The organism is Pseudomonas sp. 1D4 (genome assembly GCF_001728925.1).
In the GTDB taxonomy this organism is placed as follows: domain Bacteria; phylum Pseudomonadota; class Gammaproteobacteria; order Pseudomonadales; family Pseudomonadaceae; genus Metapseudomonas; species Metapseudomonas otitidis.
Window position 1 is genome coordinate 70,489 of the sequence record NZ_LXJQ01000007.1, and the last position, 16,099, is coordinate 86,587.

Consider the following 16,099-nt stretch of genomic DNA (forward strand, 5'->3'; position numbering starts at 1 on the left):
GCGGAATAGAGACGAACGTGTCCACTCAAATCAACGCGGTCAATAAAGCCAAGGCCTGGTCGGCCCACGGCGTCACTGCCACCGGTGTGGTGCTGGCCCTGATGGCCATCCTGGCACTCTTCGACAACCAACCCCGTGACTGCCTGTTGTGGCTCGGCGCGGCGTTGCTGGTGGACGGCCTGGACGGCAGTTTCGCGCGCAAGGTCCAGACCAGCACCATGCTGCCGAACTTCGACGGTTCGACGCTGGACCTGGTGATCGACTACCTCACCTACGTGTTCATCCCCGCCATCTTCATCTACCGCTACGTGCCGCTGCCGGACTACACCGTGCTGCCCACGGTGAGCCTGATCCTGGTGTCGTCGCTGTTCTGCTTCTGCAACCTGAACATGAAGAGCAGCGACAACTACTTCGTCGGCTTCCCCGCGGCCTGGAACGTGGTGGCGCTGTACCTCTACCTGCTGGACCTGCCGCCGGCAGTGAGCTTCGGCATCATCTGTGTGCTGGCCGCGCTGACCCTGACCAAGCTGAAGTTCCTGCACCCCTTCCGGGTGAAGCGCCTGATGCCGCTGAACATCACCGTGACCTTCGTGTGGATGCTGAGCAGCATGTTCCTGGTCATCCAGTACCCGGGCATGAAGCCGATGATGCTGGTGCTGTGGGGCCTGTCCTCGGCCTACTTCGTGGGCGTGTGCCTGTGGCGCAGCCTGATGGACTGGACCGGCAAGCTCCGCGCCTGAGCCGGTTGGTGGTGAAAGAGCCCGTCCTTGTGACGGGCTTTTTCGTGGGGCATCGGCGGCCCGGCAGCGCGAGGGCCGGTTCGGCTGACGGCGCGGCGGCTTGCCTATATCCTTCACTCCTCGTTATCCACCCCAGGACTTCCTTGCCATGAAAGCGCAGCTCGTCGAACTCATCACCAAAATCAGCTCGGGTTGCATGACCGAGCAAGAGATCGAGCAGATCGCCGACGAAGCGGCCCAGGCTTATGCCGACCCGGAAGCCTTCCTCGCGGCCAACCCCGACATCAACTACGACGACACCTTCACCATCCCCCTCGGCGAGTGGGTGGTGGTGGGCAGCCTGCCGGAGACCGTGCTGTTCCACGCGGATGACTACCCGGAGCTGCTGAGCCAGATCATCGCCTCCTTCGGCCCGAGCGTGACCTTCAACATCCAGCCCAAGCAGCTGAAGAGGGTCGAGCCGCTGCGCGCCGTGCGCAGCATCCAGGTGCAGCTCAGCGCGCTCTACCCGGAGAAGGGCGGCTACGTGCTGGTGGGCTTCAGCGACCCGATGGAAGAGGGCGTGCTGCAGGCCGTGCTGGTCTACACCCAGGACCTGCCGCGCGTGCTGGAACTGGCCGAAGAGCTGGGCATCGAGGCCGTGGCCGTCTACGAGGCCATGCAGGGCGCCCAGGACGACGCCTGAGGCGTGCGGGGGCGGAGTCATTCGCGAAGGCCCGGTGCCCGGGCACTTCGCCATGGAGCCCGCTCCCACCGGCGGCAAATTGTTTAGCGCCGCCTGAACCAAAGATAGGAAAAACTGGATTTTAAGCACCCATGGGGGCGTGCGAGTCTCCGGGGCATCCTTGTTTTCGGCACCTTCCCGATGGGTTCGACCCGCACAACCGCTCCCGTATCGCACACGCCGCCCCACCTGGGCAGCGTGCGCTGGCGGTGTAGCCGGTGGCCGGCCCTGACCCGCGTCTCCCTCCCTCTCGAACTGGCCTTCTGGGCGCTCTGGCACTGCCGCCACGCGCGCCCGCCGGATAGCGCACCTGCCTGATCGCGGCCCACGCGCCGCACCGTCACTATCGTTGACCTCGCCCGCCTGCACAGCCTTTGCATGGCCAGGGACGGGACCATTTCGCGCGCCTCAGGGCGCAGAGGGAGCCACATGACATTTGCCAGAGCGCAGGAAGCCCAGAACTTCCTGGACCAGAACCCGGACATCGACACCTTCGAGCTGTTCATCCTCGACGCCAACGGCGTGCCGCGCGGCAAGCTGCTGCACCGCGAGGAACTGCTCGCCGTCTACCAGAGCGGCCGTCCGCTGCCGAGCACCATCCTGGGGCTCACCCTCAACGGCGAGGATGTGGAGGACTCCGGCCTGGTCTGGGATGTGGGCGACATCGACTGCCGCGCCTACCCGCTGCCCGGCAGCCTGGTGCGCCTGCCCTGGCGGCGCATGCCCACCGCCGCGCTGCAGGTGTGCATGCACCCGGAAGAGGGCATGCCGGCGGCCATCGCCGACCCGCGCCACCTGCTGGTGCAGGTGATCGACCAGCTCAAGGCCGACGGCTACCACCCGGTGATGGCCTGCGAACTGGAGTTCTACCTGCTGGACCAGAAGAACGACGCCCAGGGCCGCCCGCAACCGGCGCTGGACACCGACGGCCGCCGCCCGCGCACCACCCAGGTCTACGGTCTGCGCGAGCTGGAGCAGATCGAGCCGTTCCTCGCCGACCTCTACGCCGCCTGCAAGGCCCAGGGCATCCCGGCGCGCACCGCCATCTCCGAGTACGCCCCGGGTCAGGTGGAGATCACCCTGGAGCACGGTGACGCGCTCACCGCCATGGACCAGGCCGTGCGCTACAAGCGCCTGGTCAAGGGCGTGGCCAATGCCCACGGCATGCGTGCCTGCTTCATGGCCAAGCCCTTCGATCACCTGGCCGGCACCGGCATGCACATGCACGTCAGCCTGGCTGACGCGAAGGGCCGCAACCTGTTCGCCAGCGAAGACCCGGCCGGCACCCCGCTGCTGCGCCTGGCCGTGGGCGGCATGCTCGACTCGCTGCTGGATTCGCTGCTGCTGTTCTGCCCCAACGCCAACTCCTACCGCCGCTTCCAGGCCAACAGCTACGCCCCGCTGGCACCCACCTGGGGTGTGGACAACCGCACCGTGAGCCTGCGCGTACCGGGCGGCCCGGCGGCCAGCCGGCACGTGGAGCACCGCATCTGCGGCGCCGACGCCAACCCTTACCTGGCGGCCGCCGCCATCCTCGCCGGCATCCACCGCGGCCTGCGCGACGAGATCGACCCCGGCGAGCCGGTCCAGGGCAACGGCTATGCCCAGGCCACCGAGCGCCTGCCCACCGACTGGCTCACCGCCCTGCGCGCCCTGGAAGCGTCCACCTGGGCCCGCGAGGCGTTCGGCGAGGCCTTCCTCGGCGTGTACCTGGCCGTGAAGCGCGCCGAGTACCGCCAGTTCATGGCCGAAGTCAGCGAGCAGGACTGGCGCTGGTACATGGACCAGGCCTGACCCTTTTATGCGCGGGCCGCCGGGCGGCCTGCACCCGTTGGATGCCCCCACAGGGGCACTGAAGGAATGACCCGATGAATGCTGCACTGAAGAACGCCGCCAGCGCCGAACGCTGCCGCTCCTACTACACCGCCACCCTCAACCAGGAGACCGACTACCCCACCCTGACCGGCACGGTCGAGGCGGACGTGGTCATCATCGGCGGCGGTTTCACCGGCGTCGCCACCGCCGTCGAGCTGGCCGAGCGCGGGCTCAAGGTGGCCCTGGTGGAAGCCAAGAAGATCGGCTGGGGCGCCACCGGCCGCAACGGCGGCCAGGTCACCGGCAGCCTTTCCGGCGACGAGGCCATGCGCAAGCAGATGCGCCAGCGCCTGGGCAAGGAGGTGGATGACTTCATCTGGAACCTGCGCTGGCGCGGCCACGAGATCATCAAGCAGCGCGTCGCCCGCTATGGCATCCAGTGCGACCTCAAGCACGGTCACCTGCACGCGGCGATGAAGCCCGCGCACATGGACGAGCTGAAGGCCTCCTACGAGGAAGCCCTGGCCCGTGGCATGGAAGGGGAGGTGACCCTGCTGGACGCCGCCGGCATGCGCAACCACCTGGAGAGTGACCTGTACCTGGGCGCGCTGAAGAACACCCGCAACATGCACCTGCACCCGCTCAACCTGTGCCTGGGCGAGGCCCGCGCGGCTGAGAGCCTGGGGGCGATGCTCTTCGAGCACTCCGAAGTGCTGGAGATCGTCCACGGGCCGCGCCCGGCGGTGGTCACCGCTCAGGGCCGGGTCAACGCCGGGCAGGTGCTGCTGGCCGGCGACGTCTACCACAAGCTGGAGCGCAAGAAGCTCAAAGGCATGATCTTCCCGGCCATGGGCGGCATCGTCACCACCCGCCCGCTGGGCGAGGTCGCCGACCAGATCAACCCGCAGGACCTGGCCGTCTACGACTGCCGCTTCGTGCTCGACTACTACCGCCTCACTGCCGACAAACGCCTGCTGCTGGGCGGCGGCGCCAACTACTCCGGGCGCGACTCGCGGGATATCGCCGCCGAGCTGCGCCCGGCCATCGAGCGCACCTTCCCCCGGCTCAAGGGCGTGGAGATCGAGTTCCAGTGGAGCTGCGCCATGGGCATCGTCATCAACCGCATCCCGCAGTTGGGCAAGCTCTCGCCCAACGTCTGGTACTGCCAGGGCTACTCCGGCCATGGCGTGGCCACCACTCACATCATGGGCGAGATCATGGCCGAGGCCATGACCGGCACCCTGGGGCGCTTCGACACCTTCGCCGGCTGCTCCCACATCAAGGTCCCCATGGGCGACATGTTCGGCAACCCCATGCTGGCGGTGGGCATGTGGTACTACCAGATGCTGGAAAAGCTCCGCTAAAGCCCCGTAGCCCGTGCTTCAGCCCAACTGATAGAGGCAGCGACTGCTTGCAGGAGCGAGTTCTGCTCGCGAAATGCCTGCCCTATGGCATGTGCGCGAGGACTTCCCCGGACTGAAGTCCGGGCTACGGCTTGCCTCCTTGGTGTATCCATTCGCGAAAGCAACTGCGATTGACCCCGACGGTGGGCCGGTGAAGCGTGGTCCACCCTGTGCCTGTCCAAAGCCACCGTAGCCCGGGCTTCAGCCCGGGAGATCACTGATCGAGGTAGCGACTGCTTGTAAGCGAGCTCTGCTCGCGAAATGCCTGCCCTATGGCATGTGCGCGGGGACTTCCCCGGACTGAAGTCCGGGCTACGGCTTGTCTCCTTGGTGTATCCATTCGCGAAAGCAACTGCGATTGGCCCCGACGGTGGACCGGTGACGCGCGGTCCACCCTGTGCCTGTCCAAAGCCACCGTAGCCCGGGCTTCAGCAGGTGATCGAGGTAGCGACTGCCTGTAAGCGAGCTCTGCTCGCGAAGTCCTTGGCAGCGCTGCGCACCGCTTGGCGACTGAAGTCGCCCCTACCGGGGGCGTGCCAGGTGCAACCCGCGTGGCGTGCACGCGGGTCGTGGGGGGGGTCAGGCCGGGTTGGTCTGGCCGATGCGGGCGCCGCTGCGGGGCTCGGCTTGGGCATCCGGTTCGCCGTCGTCCCGCTCCGCTGTGGAGCGTTCGCTGGCGCGGTGCCCGGTGATGCGCAGCAGGGCCAGGGTGCAGACCAGCGACACCACCGCATAGAGCGCCGAGGCGATGGCCACGCCGACGATGCTGCCGGTGGAGTTGAGGATCCACTGGGCCAGCAGCGGGGTGCCGCCACCCACCAGCAGGGAGCACAACTGGTAGGCCAGCGAGAGGCCGGAGTAGCGCACCCGGGTGGGGAAGGCGCGGGCCAGGATGCCGCCGATGGCGCCGTAGAACATGGCGTGGGGGATGGTCGCCAGGCACATGCCGACGGCGGCGATCCAGTACACGTTGGTCTCCACGGCGAAGAACATCGCCGGCATCAGGATGAACTCCGGCAGCACCATGATCGCCACCGCCTTGCGCATGTCGATGCGGGTGGTCAGCAGCGCGCCGAAGGGCTGGCTGATGAACTGCACCACCAGCGCGATGACGATGATGCTGAGGAAGGTGCTCTGGCTGTAGCCCAGGGTCTTGGTGGCCCAGGACAGGGCGAAGGTGCTCTTGAAGTAGGTGACGTGGATCACCGGCAGCGTCCCCGCGCCGAGCAGCACCACCAGCCAGTGCTTGCGCAGCACTTCGAGGATCGGCAGCTTGGCGGTCTTGTTCTCGCGCATCAGCCGCTGCATGTCCGTCGACTCCTCCAGGGTCAGGCGGATCACCATGCCGACGATCACCAGCGCCGCCGAAAGCAGGAAGGGAATGCGCCAGCCCCATTGCAGGAAGTCCGGCATCGGCAGGCTGCTCAGGGCGAAGAAGGCCAGGGTCGCCAGCAGATTGCCGGTGGGCGAGCCCTGCTGGGCGAAGGCGGCGTAGAGGATGCCCTTGCCCTTGGGCGCGCTCTCGCTGGCGATGAGGATGGCGCCGCCCCATTCGCCGCCGACGGCGATGCCCTGGATCACCCGCAGGCACACCAGCGCCACCGGTGCCCAGACGCCGATCTGCGCATAGGTGGGCAGCAGGCCGATGCCGGTGGTGGCCAGGCCCATCATGATGAGGGTGATCACCAGGGTGGTCTTGCGCCCGATGCGGTCGCCCAGGTGACCGAAGATGATGCCGCCCAGGGGCCGGGCGATGAAGCCGGACCAGAGCGTGGCGAAGGACAGCAGGGTGGCGACGCCCGGGTCCATGTCGGCGGGGAAGAACACCTTGCCGAACACCAGCGCGGCGGCCAGGCCGTAGATGTAGAAGTCGTACCACTCGATGGTGGTGCCAATGAAGGAAGCGATGCCCGCCTTGCGGGCCTTGCGATGCTGTTCCCGTTCGTCCGGGTGCAGGGCGTGGTTCATGGACTCCACCTCTCTTGTTGTTTTTATCTGGCGAACCAGCGGCCACCCCGCCGATGCAGACAAGGGGTGTGGCGGGGCGGGCTGGCGCGTGGCTTGAGACTCGAGTCGAGCCGGAGTCTAGGAGGGCGGTCGGCAAATCAATAGTCGTTTGTTCTTATGGCGCGATAACGGAATCCGTATCGTCGCGCGCCAGTTGCCGTTGCAGGCGTGCGAGGAAGGCGTGCGCCGCCTCGGGGGCGTTCTCCTCGCTGCACAGGGCGTGGATTTCCGACAGCGCGCCTTCCTGCACCAGCGGGACGCCGATGACGCCCGGCCAGGCGCGGCACAGGGACGCCGGCAGCAGCGCGACGCCCATGCCCTGCGCCACCATGGCGACGATGGTCTGCCACAGCCGCGCCTCATGGCGGATCTGCGGGCTGAAGCCGGCCCCGACGCAGCAGGCGATGATCAGATCGTGGTAATGCGGCGCCGCCGGGCGCGGGAAGAGGATGAACGGATCGTCGCGCAGTTCGGCCAGGTCGATGCGCTCGGCACCCGCCAGGCGGTGCCCGGGCGGCAGGCAGCAGAGGAAGGGTTCGGCCAGCAGGGCCTCGGAGCGCAGCCCCGCCGCCAGTGGGCCGCGATGGACGAAACCGATGTCGATCTGCCCGCGCTGCAGCGCCAGGGCCTGCTCGGCGCTGTTCATCTCCTGCAGCACCACCTCCATGCCCGGTTGCTCCGCCTCGAAGCCGCGCACCGCTGCCGGCAGGCCGCGGTAGAGCATCGAGCTGACGAACCCCACGCGCAGCCGGCCCAGTGCGCCCTGGGCCGAGCGCAACGTCAGGCGCCGTGCCTGCTCGGCCTGTTGCAGCAGGCTGCGGGCCTCGTCCAGCAGCACCTGGCCAGGGGCGGTGAGCTTCACCGACTTGTTGGTGCGCACCAGCAGTTGCACGCCCAACTGCTCCTCCAGCTTCTTGATGTCGAAGGAGAGCGCCGGCTGGGAGATGAACAGGCGCGCGGCAGCGCGGCCGAAGTGCAGTTCCTCGGCGACGGCGATGAAGTAGCGAAGCTGCTTGAGGTCCATTCGGTGCTCCCTTCAACGATATGATTTTCTTATCGTATGGGCCTTTTATTCTATTGGATACTTATCGTAGGGCTTCCTAGTCTCGGCGCACGACACGAAGGAGTGACGCCATGAACGCCCTGATCGAACGCCCCGTCATCGACGACCTGAACATCCCCGACAGCCGCGGGATGAACCTGTTCGACGCCGACCCCGAGCTTGCCCGCCTGCTGTCCCTTTACCTGCCCGAAGCTGTGCTGGCGCCCTGGCTGCCGCGCCTGCAGGCGCTGGGCGCTCGCGCCGGTGGCGAGTTGGACGCGCTGGCACTCTCGGCGGACAAGAACCCCCCGGTGCTGGCCAGCCGCACCCGCCGTGGCGAGGACCTGCAACGGGTGCTCAAGCACCCCGACTACGTGGCCCTGGAGCGGGTGGCCTATGCCGAGCTGGGCCTGGCCTCCATGAGCCACGTGGCCGACGGCCCGCCGCCGCTGGTCAAGTACGCGCTGACCTACCTGTTCGTGCAGGCCGAGTTCGGCCTCTGCTGCCCGGTGAGCATGACCGACTCCCTCACCCGCACCCTGCGCAAGTACGGCGCCCCGGAGCTGGTGGAACGCTACCTGCCGAGCCTCACCTCGCGGGACTTCGACAGCCTCTACCAGGGCGCCATGTTCATGACCGAGCAGGCCGCCGGCTCCGACGTGGCGCGCACCCGCACCGTGGCGCGGCAGCAGGACGGGGCCTGGACCCTGCACGGCGACAAATGGTTCTGCTCCAACCCCGACGCCGACCTCGCCATGGTGCTCGCCCGCCCCGAGGACGCTCCCGAAGGCATGGCCGGGGTCAGCCTGTTCCTGCTGCCCAGGCACCGGCCCGATGGCAGCCGCAACGCGTACCGCATCGTGCGCCTGAAGGACAAGCTCGGCACCCGCTCCATGGCCAGCGGCGAGATCACCCTGGAAGGCGCCACCGCCTACCTGATCGGCGAGGTGGGGCGCGGCTTTCAGCAGATGGCCGACATGGTCAACATGTCGCGCCTGTCCAACGGCGTGCGGGCCGCCGGGCTGATGCGCCGGGGGCTCAACGAGGCGCTGTTCGTCGCCCGTCAGCGCCAGGCGTTCGGCAAGCGCCTGGTGGACATGCCGCTGATGCAGCGTCAGTTGCTCAAGCTGATGCTGCCCGCCGAGCAGGCGCGTTCCCTGTTCATGCAGATCGCCACCCTGTTGCCCCGTGCCGATGCCGGCGACCGCGAGGCGCAGCAGTGCGTGCGCATCCTCACCCCGCTGATCAAGTTCCGCGCCTGCCGCGATGCCCGCCGTGCCACCGGCGACGCCATGGAGGTGCGCGGCGGCGTCGGCTACATCGAGGAATGGAGCGACGCCCGCCTGGTGCGCGACGCCCACCTGGGCTCGATCTGGGAGGGCACCAGCAACATCGTCGCGCTGGACATCGCCCGCGCCGTGACCCGCGAAGGCGCCCTGGAGCCTCTGGGCCGCCACCTGCGCGGCCTGCTCGACGAGGCGGCCCTGCCTGCCGCCGCCGATGCGCTGCTGCGCAGCAGCCTGGACAAGGCCGTCGCGCTGATGGCCGAGGTCGCCGAGGCCCGCCGCCACCAGCAGGTGCGCCAGGCCGGCAGCGCGCTCTACCACGTCGCCACGGCCATCGCCCTGGCGTGGGAAGGCGCGCGTCTTGCCCCCAACCACCGGCGCCTGGCCCTGGCCCTGCTGGTGCTGCGCCATCGCGTGCTGCCCCGCGACCCCTTGGCGGCCGAGGCGGATGCCGGCGAGGCGCTGCTGCCGGCCCTGCTGGCCGAAGGCCCGCTGAGCCTGGACGACGCCCTGCGCCTGCTGCCCCACTGATCGCGGAGCCTCCGACCATGACCACAACGACAGCCCCTCGGGGCGCCTTGCACGGCATCCGTGTTCTCGACCTCAGCCGCGTCCTGGGCGGCCCCTACTGCTCCCAGGCCCTGGCCGATCACGGCGCCGAGGTGATCAAGCTGGAACCCCCGACCGGCGACGAGACCCGGGGCTGGGGCCCGCCCTTCGAGGGCGATACCGCCTCCTACTTCCGTGGCATCAACCGCAACAAGAAGGGGCTGGTGGTGGACCTCGCCCAGCCGGAGGGTCGCCAGCTGCTGCTGCGCCTGCTGGAAGACGCTGACGTGCTGCTGGAGAACTTCAAGCCCGGCACCCTGGAGCGCTGGGGCATCGGCTATGCCGAGGTGCTGGCCGAGCGCTTTCCCCGGCTGATCCACTGCGCCGTCTCCGGCTTCGGCGCCGACGGCCCGCTCGGCGGGCTGCCCGGCTACGACGCGGCGATCCAGGCCATGGCCGGGCTGATGAGCGTGAACGGCGAGGCCGACGGCGGGCCGCTGCGGGTCGGCCTGCCAGTGGTGGACATGGTCACCGGGCTCAACGCCCTGGCCGGCATCCTTCTCGCGCTGCATGAGCGGCAGCGCAGCGGGCGCGGGCAGTCCGTGGACATCACCCTCTATGACTGCGGCCTGTCGCTCCTGCACCCGCACCTGCCCAACTACTTCGGCTCGGGCCGGGCGACCCCGCGCAGCGGCAACGCCCACCCCAACATCGCCCCCTACGACAGCTACCGAACCGGCGGCGAGCCGATCTTCCTCGCCGTGGGCAACGACCGCCAGTTCGCCCGGCTCTGCGAGCACCTGGGCGCCGAGGCCCTGCTGGACGACCCGCGCTTCGCCGACAACGGCAGCCGCTCGGTGCATCGCCAGGCGCTGAAGGCGGCGCTCGAATGCCATCTGGCCAGCCATGACGGCCCGCCCCTGGCCGAGGCGCTGATCCGCCTGGGCGTGCCCTGCGGCGCGGTGACCACGGTGGATCAGGCGATCGCCCATCCGCACACCCGCCACCGGGCAATGCTGGTGGAGCTGGGTGATTACCGCGGTATCGCCTCGCCGGTGAAGCTTTCGCGCACCCCGGCGCAGTACCGCAGCCCGCCGCCGGGCCTGGGCCAGCACAGCCGCGAGCTGCTCGATGGCCTCGGCCTGGATGCCGGGCAGGTCGACGACCTGATCCAACGCGGGATCGTGCGCGGCTGACGCCCCCCGTTCCCCCCTGCACAGAGAACTGATCGGAGATCGTCATGAGGGTCCATGAAGAACGCGTTTGCCCGCCGCCTCCGCTGCGGCTCGAACACCCCGGCGCCGGCATCGCCCTGCTGACGCTGGATCGCCCGGAGCGGCGCAACGCCCTGGACCTGGCCTTGCGGCGCACGCTCGCCGAAACGGTTCAAGGGCTGGATGACGACCCGTCGGTGCGGGTCATCGTCATCAGCGGTGGCCCCACGGTGTTCGCCGCCGGGGCGGACCTGGGCGAACTGGTGGAGGCCGGCCCGCTGCAGGTCCAGCAACGCCGCGTGGAGCGCTACTGGCAGGCCCTGGCGCAATGCCGCACGCCAATCATCGCAGCGGTCAACGGCCTGGCCCTGGGCGGCGGCTGCGAGCTGGCGCTGCACGCCGACCTGATCGTTGCCGGAGCCACGGCGCGCTTCGGCCAGCCCGAGGTGCGCCTCGGCATCATGCCCGGTGCCGGTGGCACCCAGCGCCTGGTGCGTGCAGTGGGCAAGTACCGGGCCCTGCGTCTGCTGCTGACCGGCTGCCTGGTGGGGGCCGAGGAGGCCCTGGCCATGGGCCTGGTCAGCGAGCTGGCGGAGGACGATGCGCTGCCCCGCGCGCTGGCCCTGGCCGAAGAGATCGCCCGCCTGCCGGCGCTGGCCGTGGCGCAGATCAAGGCGGTGGTGCGCGACGGTGCCGACCTACCCCTGGAGAGCGCGTTGCTGCTGGAGCGCCAGGCCTTCCAACTGCTGTTCGACAGCCAGGACCAGAAGGAGGGCATGCGCGCCTTCCTCGCCAAGCGCGAGCCGGAGTACCAGGGCCGATGAACGGGAACGAGATCACCTGCCTCGGCGTGGTCGGCTGCGGCGCCATGGGCCAGGGCATCGCCCAGTTGGCGGCCTGTGCCGGCTTGCAGGTGCGGCTGCACGACATGCGGCCCGATGCGGCGGCACAGGCCCGCGAACGCATCCTTGCCGAGCTGGAGAAGCAACGGGACAAGGGCCGAGTCAGCGACGCCCAGCTTGAACAGGCCCGTGTCGGCCTGCTGCCGGTAGAGGGGTTGCAGGGCCTGGCCGGCTGCCAACTGGTGGTGGAGGCGATAGTCGAGGAGTTGCCCGCCAAGCAGGCGCTGTTCCGCCAGTTGGAGGCGCTGCTGGGGGGCGAGGCGATTCTCGCCAGCAACACCTCGTCGTTGTCGATCACCGCCATCGCCTCGGCCTGCGAGGCGCCGGGGCGGGTGGCCGGGCTGCACTTCTTCAACCCGGTGCCGCGCATGCGCCTGGTGGAGGTGATCCCGGGGCTCGCCACCGACGAGCACGTGGTCGAGCGCCTGCTGGCGCTGGTGCGGCGGCTCGGTCACCAGGCGGTGCGGGTGCAGGACTCGCCGGGCTTCCTGGTCAACCATGCCGGGCGCGCCTATGGCACCGAGGCGCTGCGCATCCTCGCCGAGGGCGTGGCGGCGCCGGCCGAAGTGGATGCCTTGTTGCGCGACGGCGCGGGCTTCCCCATGGGGCCTTTCGAGCTGATGGACCTGGTGGGGCTGGATGTCAGCGTGCCGGTGATGGAATCCATCTACCGGCAGTTCTACGAGGAGCCGCGCTACCGCCCGCACCCGCTGCTGCGCCAGCGCCTGACCGCCGGCTATCTGGGGCGCAAGAGCGGGCGTGGTTTCCATCGCTATCCGGCGGTTGCCGAGCCGGTTCCGCAACCGCGCGCCAGCGGCCCGCGGATGCCGGTATGGCTGGGGCTGGACGAGGGCTTCGACGCCGCGCTCTTGCGCCCCTGGCTGAGCGGCCTGGGCGCGGAGCTGGAGGAGGGCGAGCGGCCTTCCGCCGACGCGCTCTGCCTGCTCGCTCCCCTGGGCCTGGACGCCACCGAAGCGGCGCTGCACTTCGAACTCGACCCCACGCGCGTGGTGGCCTTCGACGCCCTGGCGGAGCGCGCCTCGCACCGCTGCCTGATGCCCACGCCCGCCACCGGGGCGGGCTGCCTGGAGGCCGCGCGAGCCCTGTTCGCGGCCGATGGCGCCAGGGTCACGGTGATCCGCGACAGCGCGGGCTTCGTGGTCCAGCGCACCCTGGCCGGTATCGTCAACCTGGCCTGCGACATCGCCCAGCAGGGCATCGCCACGCCCACCGATATCGACCTGGCCGTGCGCCTCGGCCTCGGCTACCCCCACGGCCCGCTGGCCTGGGGCGACCGCCTGGGGCCGGCGCGGGTGCTGTCGATCCTCCAGCGCCTGCAAGCCCTCAGCGGTGACCCGCGCTACCGCCCCAGCCCCTGGCTGCGCCGCCGCGCGCGGCTGGGCCTGTCCCTGTTGCACACCGGACAGCCACCCCATTCGGGAGAAGACTGATGCTCGACGCCTCTAGCCATGCGGGCCTGCGCACTCCGATCGGCCGCCACGGCGGTGCCATCGCCCTCGGCCATTCGCCGGGCGCCCCCGGCGCGCCCCCGGCGCTGACCGTCTGCCGCACCCTGCAATGCAAGAACCCGCGCGACCCCCTGGTCAGCCTCGGTGTGGGGCTGGGCCAGGGCGTGGCCGTGGTCCTGGAGCGCCCTTGAGCGCTTCGTGATGGAGGGCGCGCCCGCCGCTCGCCCCGAGCCTTGGAGAGCACCATGCATAACAACAAGAAACACCCCGCTGCATTCACTGCCCTGCTGCTGGGCGGCGCGGCCCCCTGGGCCCTGGCCGCCGATGGTTTCATCGAGGCCTCCAGCGCCACCCTGCAGATGCGCAACTTCTACATGAACCGCGATTTCCGTGATGGCGCGGGCGACTCGCGGCACGAGGAATGGGCCCATGGCTTCCTCCTCGACTATCGCTCCGGCTACACCGCCGGCACCGTCGGTTTCGGCCTCGACGCCATGGGGCGCCTGGGCCTGAAGCTGGACTCCGGCAAGGGTCGCTCCGGCACCGGGCTGCTGGCGGTGCAGGACGATGGCCGCGCCGCCGACGACTACGGCCGCCTCGACGGGACCTTCAAGGCGCGGGTGTCGCGCAGCGAGCTGAAGCTCGGCGCCCTGGTGCCCAGGCTGCCCACCCTGCAGCCCAACAACGGTCGGCTGTTCCCGCAGACCTTCCACGGCGGGCTGGTGGAATCCCGCGAATGGGAGGGCCTGGGTTTCACCCTGGCGCGGCTGGACGAGGTGAGCCAGCGCAACGAGGGCGGGCGCAGCGACCTGGCCCTGTACAACCGCAACAAGCGCTTCACCGCCGGGCCGCGCGCCGGGCACCTGGACCTGGCCGGGGTGGACTGGGAGGCACGCCCCGGCTGGACGCTGAGCTACCACCATGCCGAACTGGAAGACCTCTACCGGCAGGATTTCTTCGGCCTCAAGGGCCGCGTGCCCCTGGGCGGGGACCGCCTGGAGCTGGACCTGCGCCTGTTCGACAGCCGCGATGCCAGCACCGGCTGGCGCCGCGAGATCGACAACCGCGCCCTCGGCGCGCTGTTCACCTACTGCCGTCACGATGGCCATGCACTGGGCCTGGGTCTGCAGCGCATGAGCGGCCGCACGGCCTTCCCCTACGTGCAGGGGGCCGACGCCTACCTGGTCAACTTCGGCCAGTACTACGACTTCGCCGAGCGTGGCGAGCGCTCCTGGCAGCTGCGCTACGACTTCGATTTCGCCACCCTGGGCGTGCCGGGCCTGGCGTTGATGACCCGCTACTTCAAGGCCGGGGACGGCGAGCTGGGTGACGGCCGCTCGGTGCATGGCTGGGAGCGCGACACGGACCTCAGGTACGTGGTGCAGAGCGGCCCGCTCAAGGACCTGGGGCTGACCTGGCGCAACGCCGTCTACCGCACCAGCGTGGGCCGGGGCGTGGACGAGAACCGGGTGATCCTGAGCTACAGCCTGGCGTTGTTCTAGCCCACGTAGCCCGGGCTTCAGCCCGGGAGCGGGGGAGCTTTCCCGGACTGAAGTCCGGGCTACTGCATGCGTTGGGTGGACGCCGCTTTTTGCGTCCGGCGGCGGTGCTGCGGGTGGCCCCGACGGTGGACCGGTGAAGCGTGGTCCACCCTACGCTCAAGGGGCGCTGTAGCCCGGGCTTCAGCCCGGGAGCGGAGTGACCTTCCCCGGACTGAAGTCCGGGCTACTGCATGCGTTGGGTGGACGTCGCTTTTTACGTCCGGCAGCGGTGCTGCGGGTGGCCCGACGGTGGACCGGTGAAGCGCGGTCCACCCTACGCTCGGCAAGGGGCACTGTAGCCCGGGCTTCAGCCCGGGAGCGGGGCGGGAGCTTTCCCGGACTGAAGTCCGGGCTACTGCATGCGTTGGGTGGACGTCACTTTCTGCGTCCGGCAGCGGTGCTGCGGGTGGCCCCGACGGTGGACCGGTGAAGCGCGGTCCACCCTACGCACTACAGGGATGGTGTCGGTGGGTTGCGCATCAACGTGCGGCGCTGACGCCTTCGAGGGTGGCGAAGGAGGTGTCCTTGGCAGTGAGGAGGAAGTCGCGCATGAAGGGGGCGTCGAGCATGTCGGCGCGGATGGCGGCGTGCAGGGTGGCGTACAGGCCCTTGTCGCCCAGGCGCTTGGCGGTGACGTAGCCCCGCGAGCTGTATTCGTGCAGCGCCCAGTTGGGCAGGCAGCACACGCCGCGGCCGCTGGCCACCAGTTGCATCATCATCACCGTCAGCTCGGCGGTGCGGATCTGTGCGGGTTCGACGTCGGCTGGTTCGAGGAAGCGGGTGAACACGTCGAGGCGGTCGCGCTCCACCGGGTAGGTGATGAGGATTTCGCTCTCCAGGTCCTCGGGCACCACGTAGGGCTTGCCCGCCAGCGGGTGCTGGTTGGCCACGGCCAGCAGCGCTTCGTAGGTGAATAACGGCACGTAGCTGATACCCGGCAGCTCGATGGGGTCGGCGGTCACCACCAGGTCCAGGTCGCCCCGGGCCAGGGCCGGCAGCGGGGCGAAGGAGAAGCCCGAGGCCAGGTCCAGCTCCACTTCCGGCCAGGCGTCGCGGAACTGGTCGATGGTGGGCATCAGCCACTGGAAGCAACTGTGGCACTCGATGGCCATGTGCAGGCGCCCGGCAGTGCCGCCGGCCAGGCGTGCCAGGTCGCGTTCGGCGGCGCGCATCTGCGGCAGTACGCTGTCGGCCAGTTGCAGCAGGCGCAGGCCGGCGCTGGTGAAGCGCACCGGTTTGGTCTTGCGGATGAACAGCGGCAGACCGAGGCGCTCCTCCAGCTCCTTGAACTGATGGGAGAGGGCGGACTGGGTGAGGTGCAGGCGCTCGGCGGCTTCCACCAGGCTGTCGGCCTCGCGCAGGGCATGCAGGGTCTTGAGGTGGCGTACTTCGAGCATGCGTGGGCTC

The 16,099-nt window shown here is 69.4% G+C and carries 13 protein-coding genes; 10 read left to right on the forward strand and 3 right to left on the reverse strand.

Annotated elements, in window-relative coordinates:
* Positions 1-17: 17 nt before the first annotated feature.
* The 4 genes from pcsA to A7D27_RS05655 all read left to right on the forward strand — a co-directional run bounded on the left by pcsA (position 18) and on the right by A7D27_RS05655 (position 4,643).
* Positions 18-740, forward strand: a complete 723-nt coding sequence (gene pcsA / locus A7D27_RS05640) for a phosphatidylcholine synthase (protein ID WP_069563392.1) — start codon at positions 18-20, stop codon at positions 738-740.
* A gap of 148 nt (positions 741-888) precedes the next feature.
* Positions 889-1,425, forward strand: coding sequence for a hypothetical protein (locus A7D27_RS05645; protein WP_069564331.1), 537 nt, complete (start codon positions 889-891; stop codon positions 1,423-1,425).
* A gap of 468 nt (positions 1,426-1,893) precedes the next feature.
* Positions 1,894-3,258: a glutamine synthetase family protein gene (locus A7D27_RS05650; RefSeq protein ID WP_069564332.1), complete on the forward strand. Its 1,365-nt coding sequence runs from the start codon at positions 1,894-1,896 to the stop codon at positions 3,256-3,258.
* A 74-nt stretch (positions 3,259-3,332) separates the two neighbouring features.
* Positions 3,333-4,643, forward strand: coding sequence for an FAD-binding oxidoreductase (locus A7D27_RS05655; RefSeq protein ID WP_069564333.1), 1,311 nt, complete (start codon positions 3,333-3,335; stop codon positions 4,641-4,643).
* 618 nt (positions 4,644-5,261) lie between these two features.
* Here A7D27_RS05655 and A7D27_RS05660 read toward each other — a convergent pair.
* Both A7D27_RS05660 and A7D27_RS05665 read right to left on the reverse strand, forming a co-directional pair.
* Positions 5,262-6,650 (reverse strand): MFS transporter, encoded by a 1,389-nt coding sequence (locus A7D27_RS05660; RefSeq protein ID WP_069564334.1) that lies wholly within the window; start codon positions 6,648-6,650, stop codon positions 5,262-5,264.
* Positions 6,651-6,804: 154 nt separating this feature from the next.
* A complete protein-coding gene (locus A7D27_RS05665) occupies positions 6,805-7,713 on the reverse strand; it encodes a LysR family transcriptional regulator (protein WP_069564335.1) in 909 nt (302 codons plus the stop codon).
* A 110-nt stretch (positions 7,714-7,823) separates the two neighbouring features.
* Here A7D27_RS05665 and A7D27_RS05670 point away from each other — a divergent pair, with 110 nt between their 5' ends.
* Genes A7D27_RS05670 through A7D27_RS05695 form a run of 6 tightly spaced genes read left to right on the forward strand, consistent with a single transcriptional unit; the run spans position 7,824 to position 14,653 of the window.
* Positions 7,824-9,548: an acyl-CoA dehydrogenase family protein gene (locus A7D27_RS05670; RefSeq protein WP_069564336.1), complete on the forward strand. Its 1,725-nt coding sequence runs from the start codon at positions 7,824-7,826 to the stop codon at positions 9,546-9,548.
* A 17-nt stretch (positions 9,549-9,565) separates the two neighbouring features.
* Positions 9,566-10,762 carry a CaiB/BaiF CoA-transferase family protein gene (locus A7D27_RS05675; RefSeq protein WP_069564337.1) on the forward strand — a complete coding sequence of 399 codons (1,197 nt, stop codon included), beginning with the start codon at positions 9,566-9,568 and terminating at the stop codon, positions 10,760-10,762.
* Between the two features lie 44 nt (positions 10,763-10,806).
* Positions 10,807-11,604 carry an enoyl-CoA hydratase-related protein gene (locus A7D27_RS05680; protein ID WP_069564338.1) on the forward strand — a complete coding sequence of 266 codons (798 nt, stop codon included), beginning with the start codon at positions 10,807-10,809 and terminating at the stop codon, positions 11,602-11,604.
* Positions 11,601-13,133 carry a 3-hydroxyacyl-CoA dehydrogenase gene (locus tag A7D27_RS05685; RefSeq protein WP_069564339.1) on the forward strand — a complete coding sequence of 511 codons (1,533 nt, stop codon included), beginning with the start codon at positions 11,601-11,603 and terminating at the stop codon, positions 13,131-13,133. The genes A7D27_RS05680 and A7D27_RS05685 overlap by 4 nt, the downstream gene beginning before the upstream one ends.
* Positions 13,133-13,342, forward strand: a complete 210-nt coding sequence (locus A7D27_RS05690) for a hypothetical protein (protein ID WP_069564340.1) — start codon at positions 13,133-13,135, stop codon at positions 13,340-13,342. Before A7D27_RS05685 ends, A7D27_RS05690 begins: the two co-directional genes overlap by 1 nt.
* A gap of 54 nt (positions 13,343-13,396) precedes the next feature.
* On the forward strand, positions 13,397-14,653 hold the full coding sequence (locus tag A7D27_RS05695; RefSeq protein WP_069564341.1) for an OprD family porin: 1,257 nt from the start codon (positions 13,397-13,399) through the stop codon (positions 14,651-14,653).
* A 518-nt stretch (positions 14,654-15,171) separates the two neighbouring features.
* On the opposite strand, the gene metR is transcribed toward A7D27_RS05695, so the two are convergent.
* Complete coding sequence (gene metR, locus A7D27_RS05700; RefSeq protein ID WP_069562109.1) at positions 15,172-16,089, reverse strand: transcriptional regulator MetR; 918 nt, start codon at positions 16,087-16,089, stop codon at positions 15,172-15,174.
* Between the last annotated feature and the right edge of the window lie 10 nt (positions 16,090-16,099).

What these genes read in the sequence shown, in the direction of transcription:
- A7D27_RS05675 (WP_069564337.1), top strand. Translation starts at nt 9,566, where the DNA reads ATGACCACAACGACAGCCCCTCGGGGCGCCTTGCACGGCATCCGTGTT.
- A7D27_RS05665 (WP_069564335.1), bottom strand. Translation starts at nt 7,713, where the DNA reads ATGGACCTCAAGCAGCTTCGCTACTTCATCGCCGTCGCCGAGGAACTG.
- A7D27_RS05685 (WP_069564339.1), top strand. Translation starts at nt 11,601, where the DNA reads ATGAACGGGAACGAGATCACCTGCCTCGGCGTGGTCGGCTGCGGCGCC.
- A7D27_RS05670 (WP_069564336.1), top strand. Translation starts at nt 7,824, where the DNA reads ATGAACGCCCTGATCGAACGCCCCGTCATCGACGACCTGAACATCCCC.
- A7D27_RS05660 (WP_069564334.1), bottom strand. Translation starts at nt 6,650, where the DNA reads ATGAACCACGCCCTGCACCCGGACGAACGGGAACAGCATCGCAAGGCC.
- A7D27_RS05695 (WP_069564341.1), top strand. Translation starts at nt 13,397, where the DNA reads ATGCATAACAACAAGAAACACCCCGCTGCATTCACTGCCCTGCTGCTG.
- metR (WP_069562109.1), bottom strand. Translation starts at nt 16,089, where the DNA reads ATGCTCGAAGTACGCCACCTCAAGACCCTGCATGCCCTGCGCGAGGCC.
- A7D27_RS05690 (WP_069564340.1), top strand. Translation starts at nt 13,133, where the DNA reads ATGCTCGACGCCTCTAGCCATGCGGGCCTGCGCACTCCGATCGGCCGC.
- A7D27_RS05645 (WP_069564331.1), top strand. Translation starts at nt 889, where the DNA reads ATGAAAGCGCAGCTCGTCGAACTCATCACCAAAATCAGCTCGGGTTGC.
- A7D27_RS05650 (WP_069564332.1), top strand. Translation starts at nt 1,894, where the DNA reads ATGACATTTGCCAGAGCGCAGGAAGCCCAGAACTTCCTGGACCAGAAC.
- A7D27_RS05655 (WP_069564333.1), top strand. Translation starts at nt 3,333, where the DNA reads ATGAATGCTGCACTGAAGAACGCCGCCAGCGCCGAACGCTGCCGCTCC.
- A7D27_RS05680 (WP_069564338.1), top strand. Translation starts at nt 10,807, where the DNA reads ATGAGGGTCCATGAAGAACGCGTTTGCCCGCCGCCTCCGCTGCGGCTC.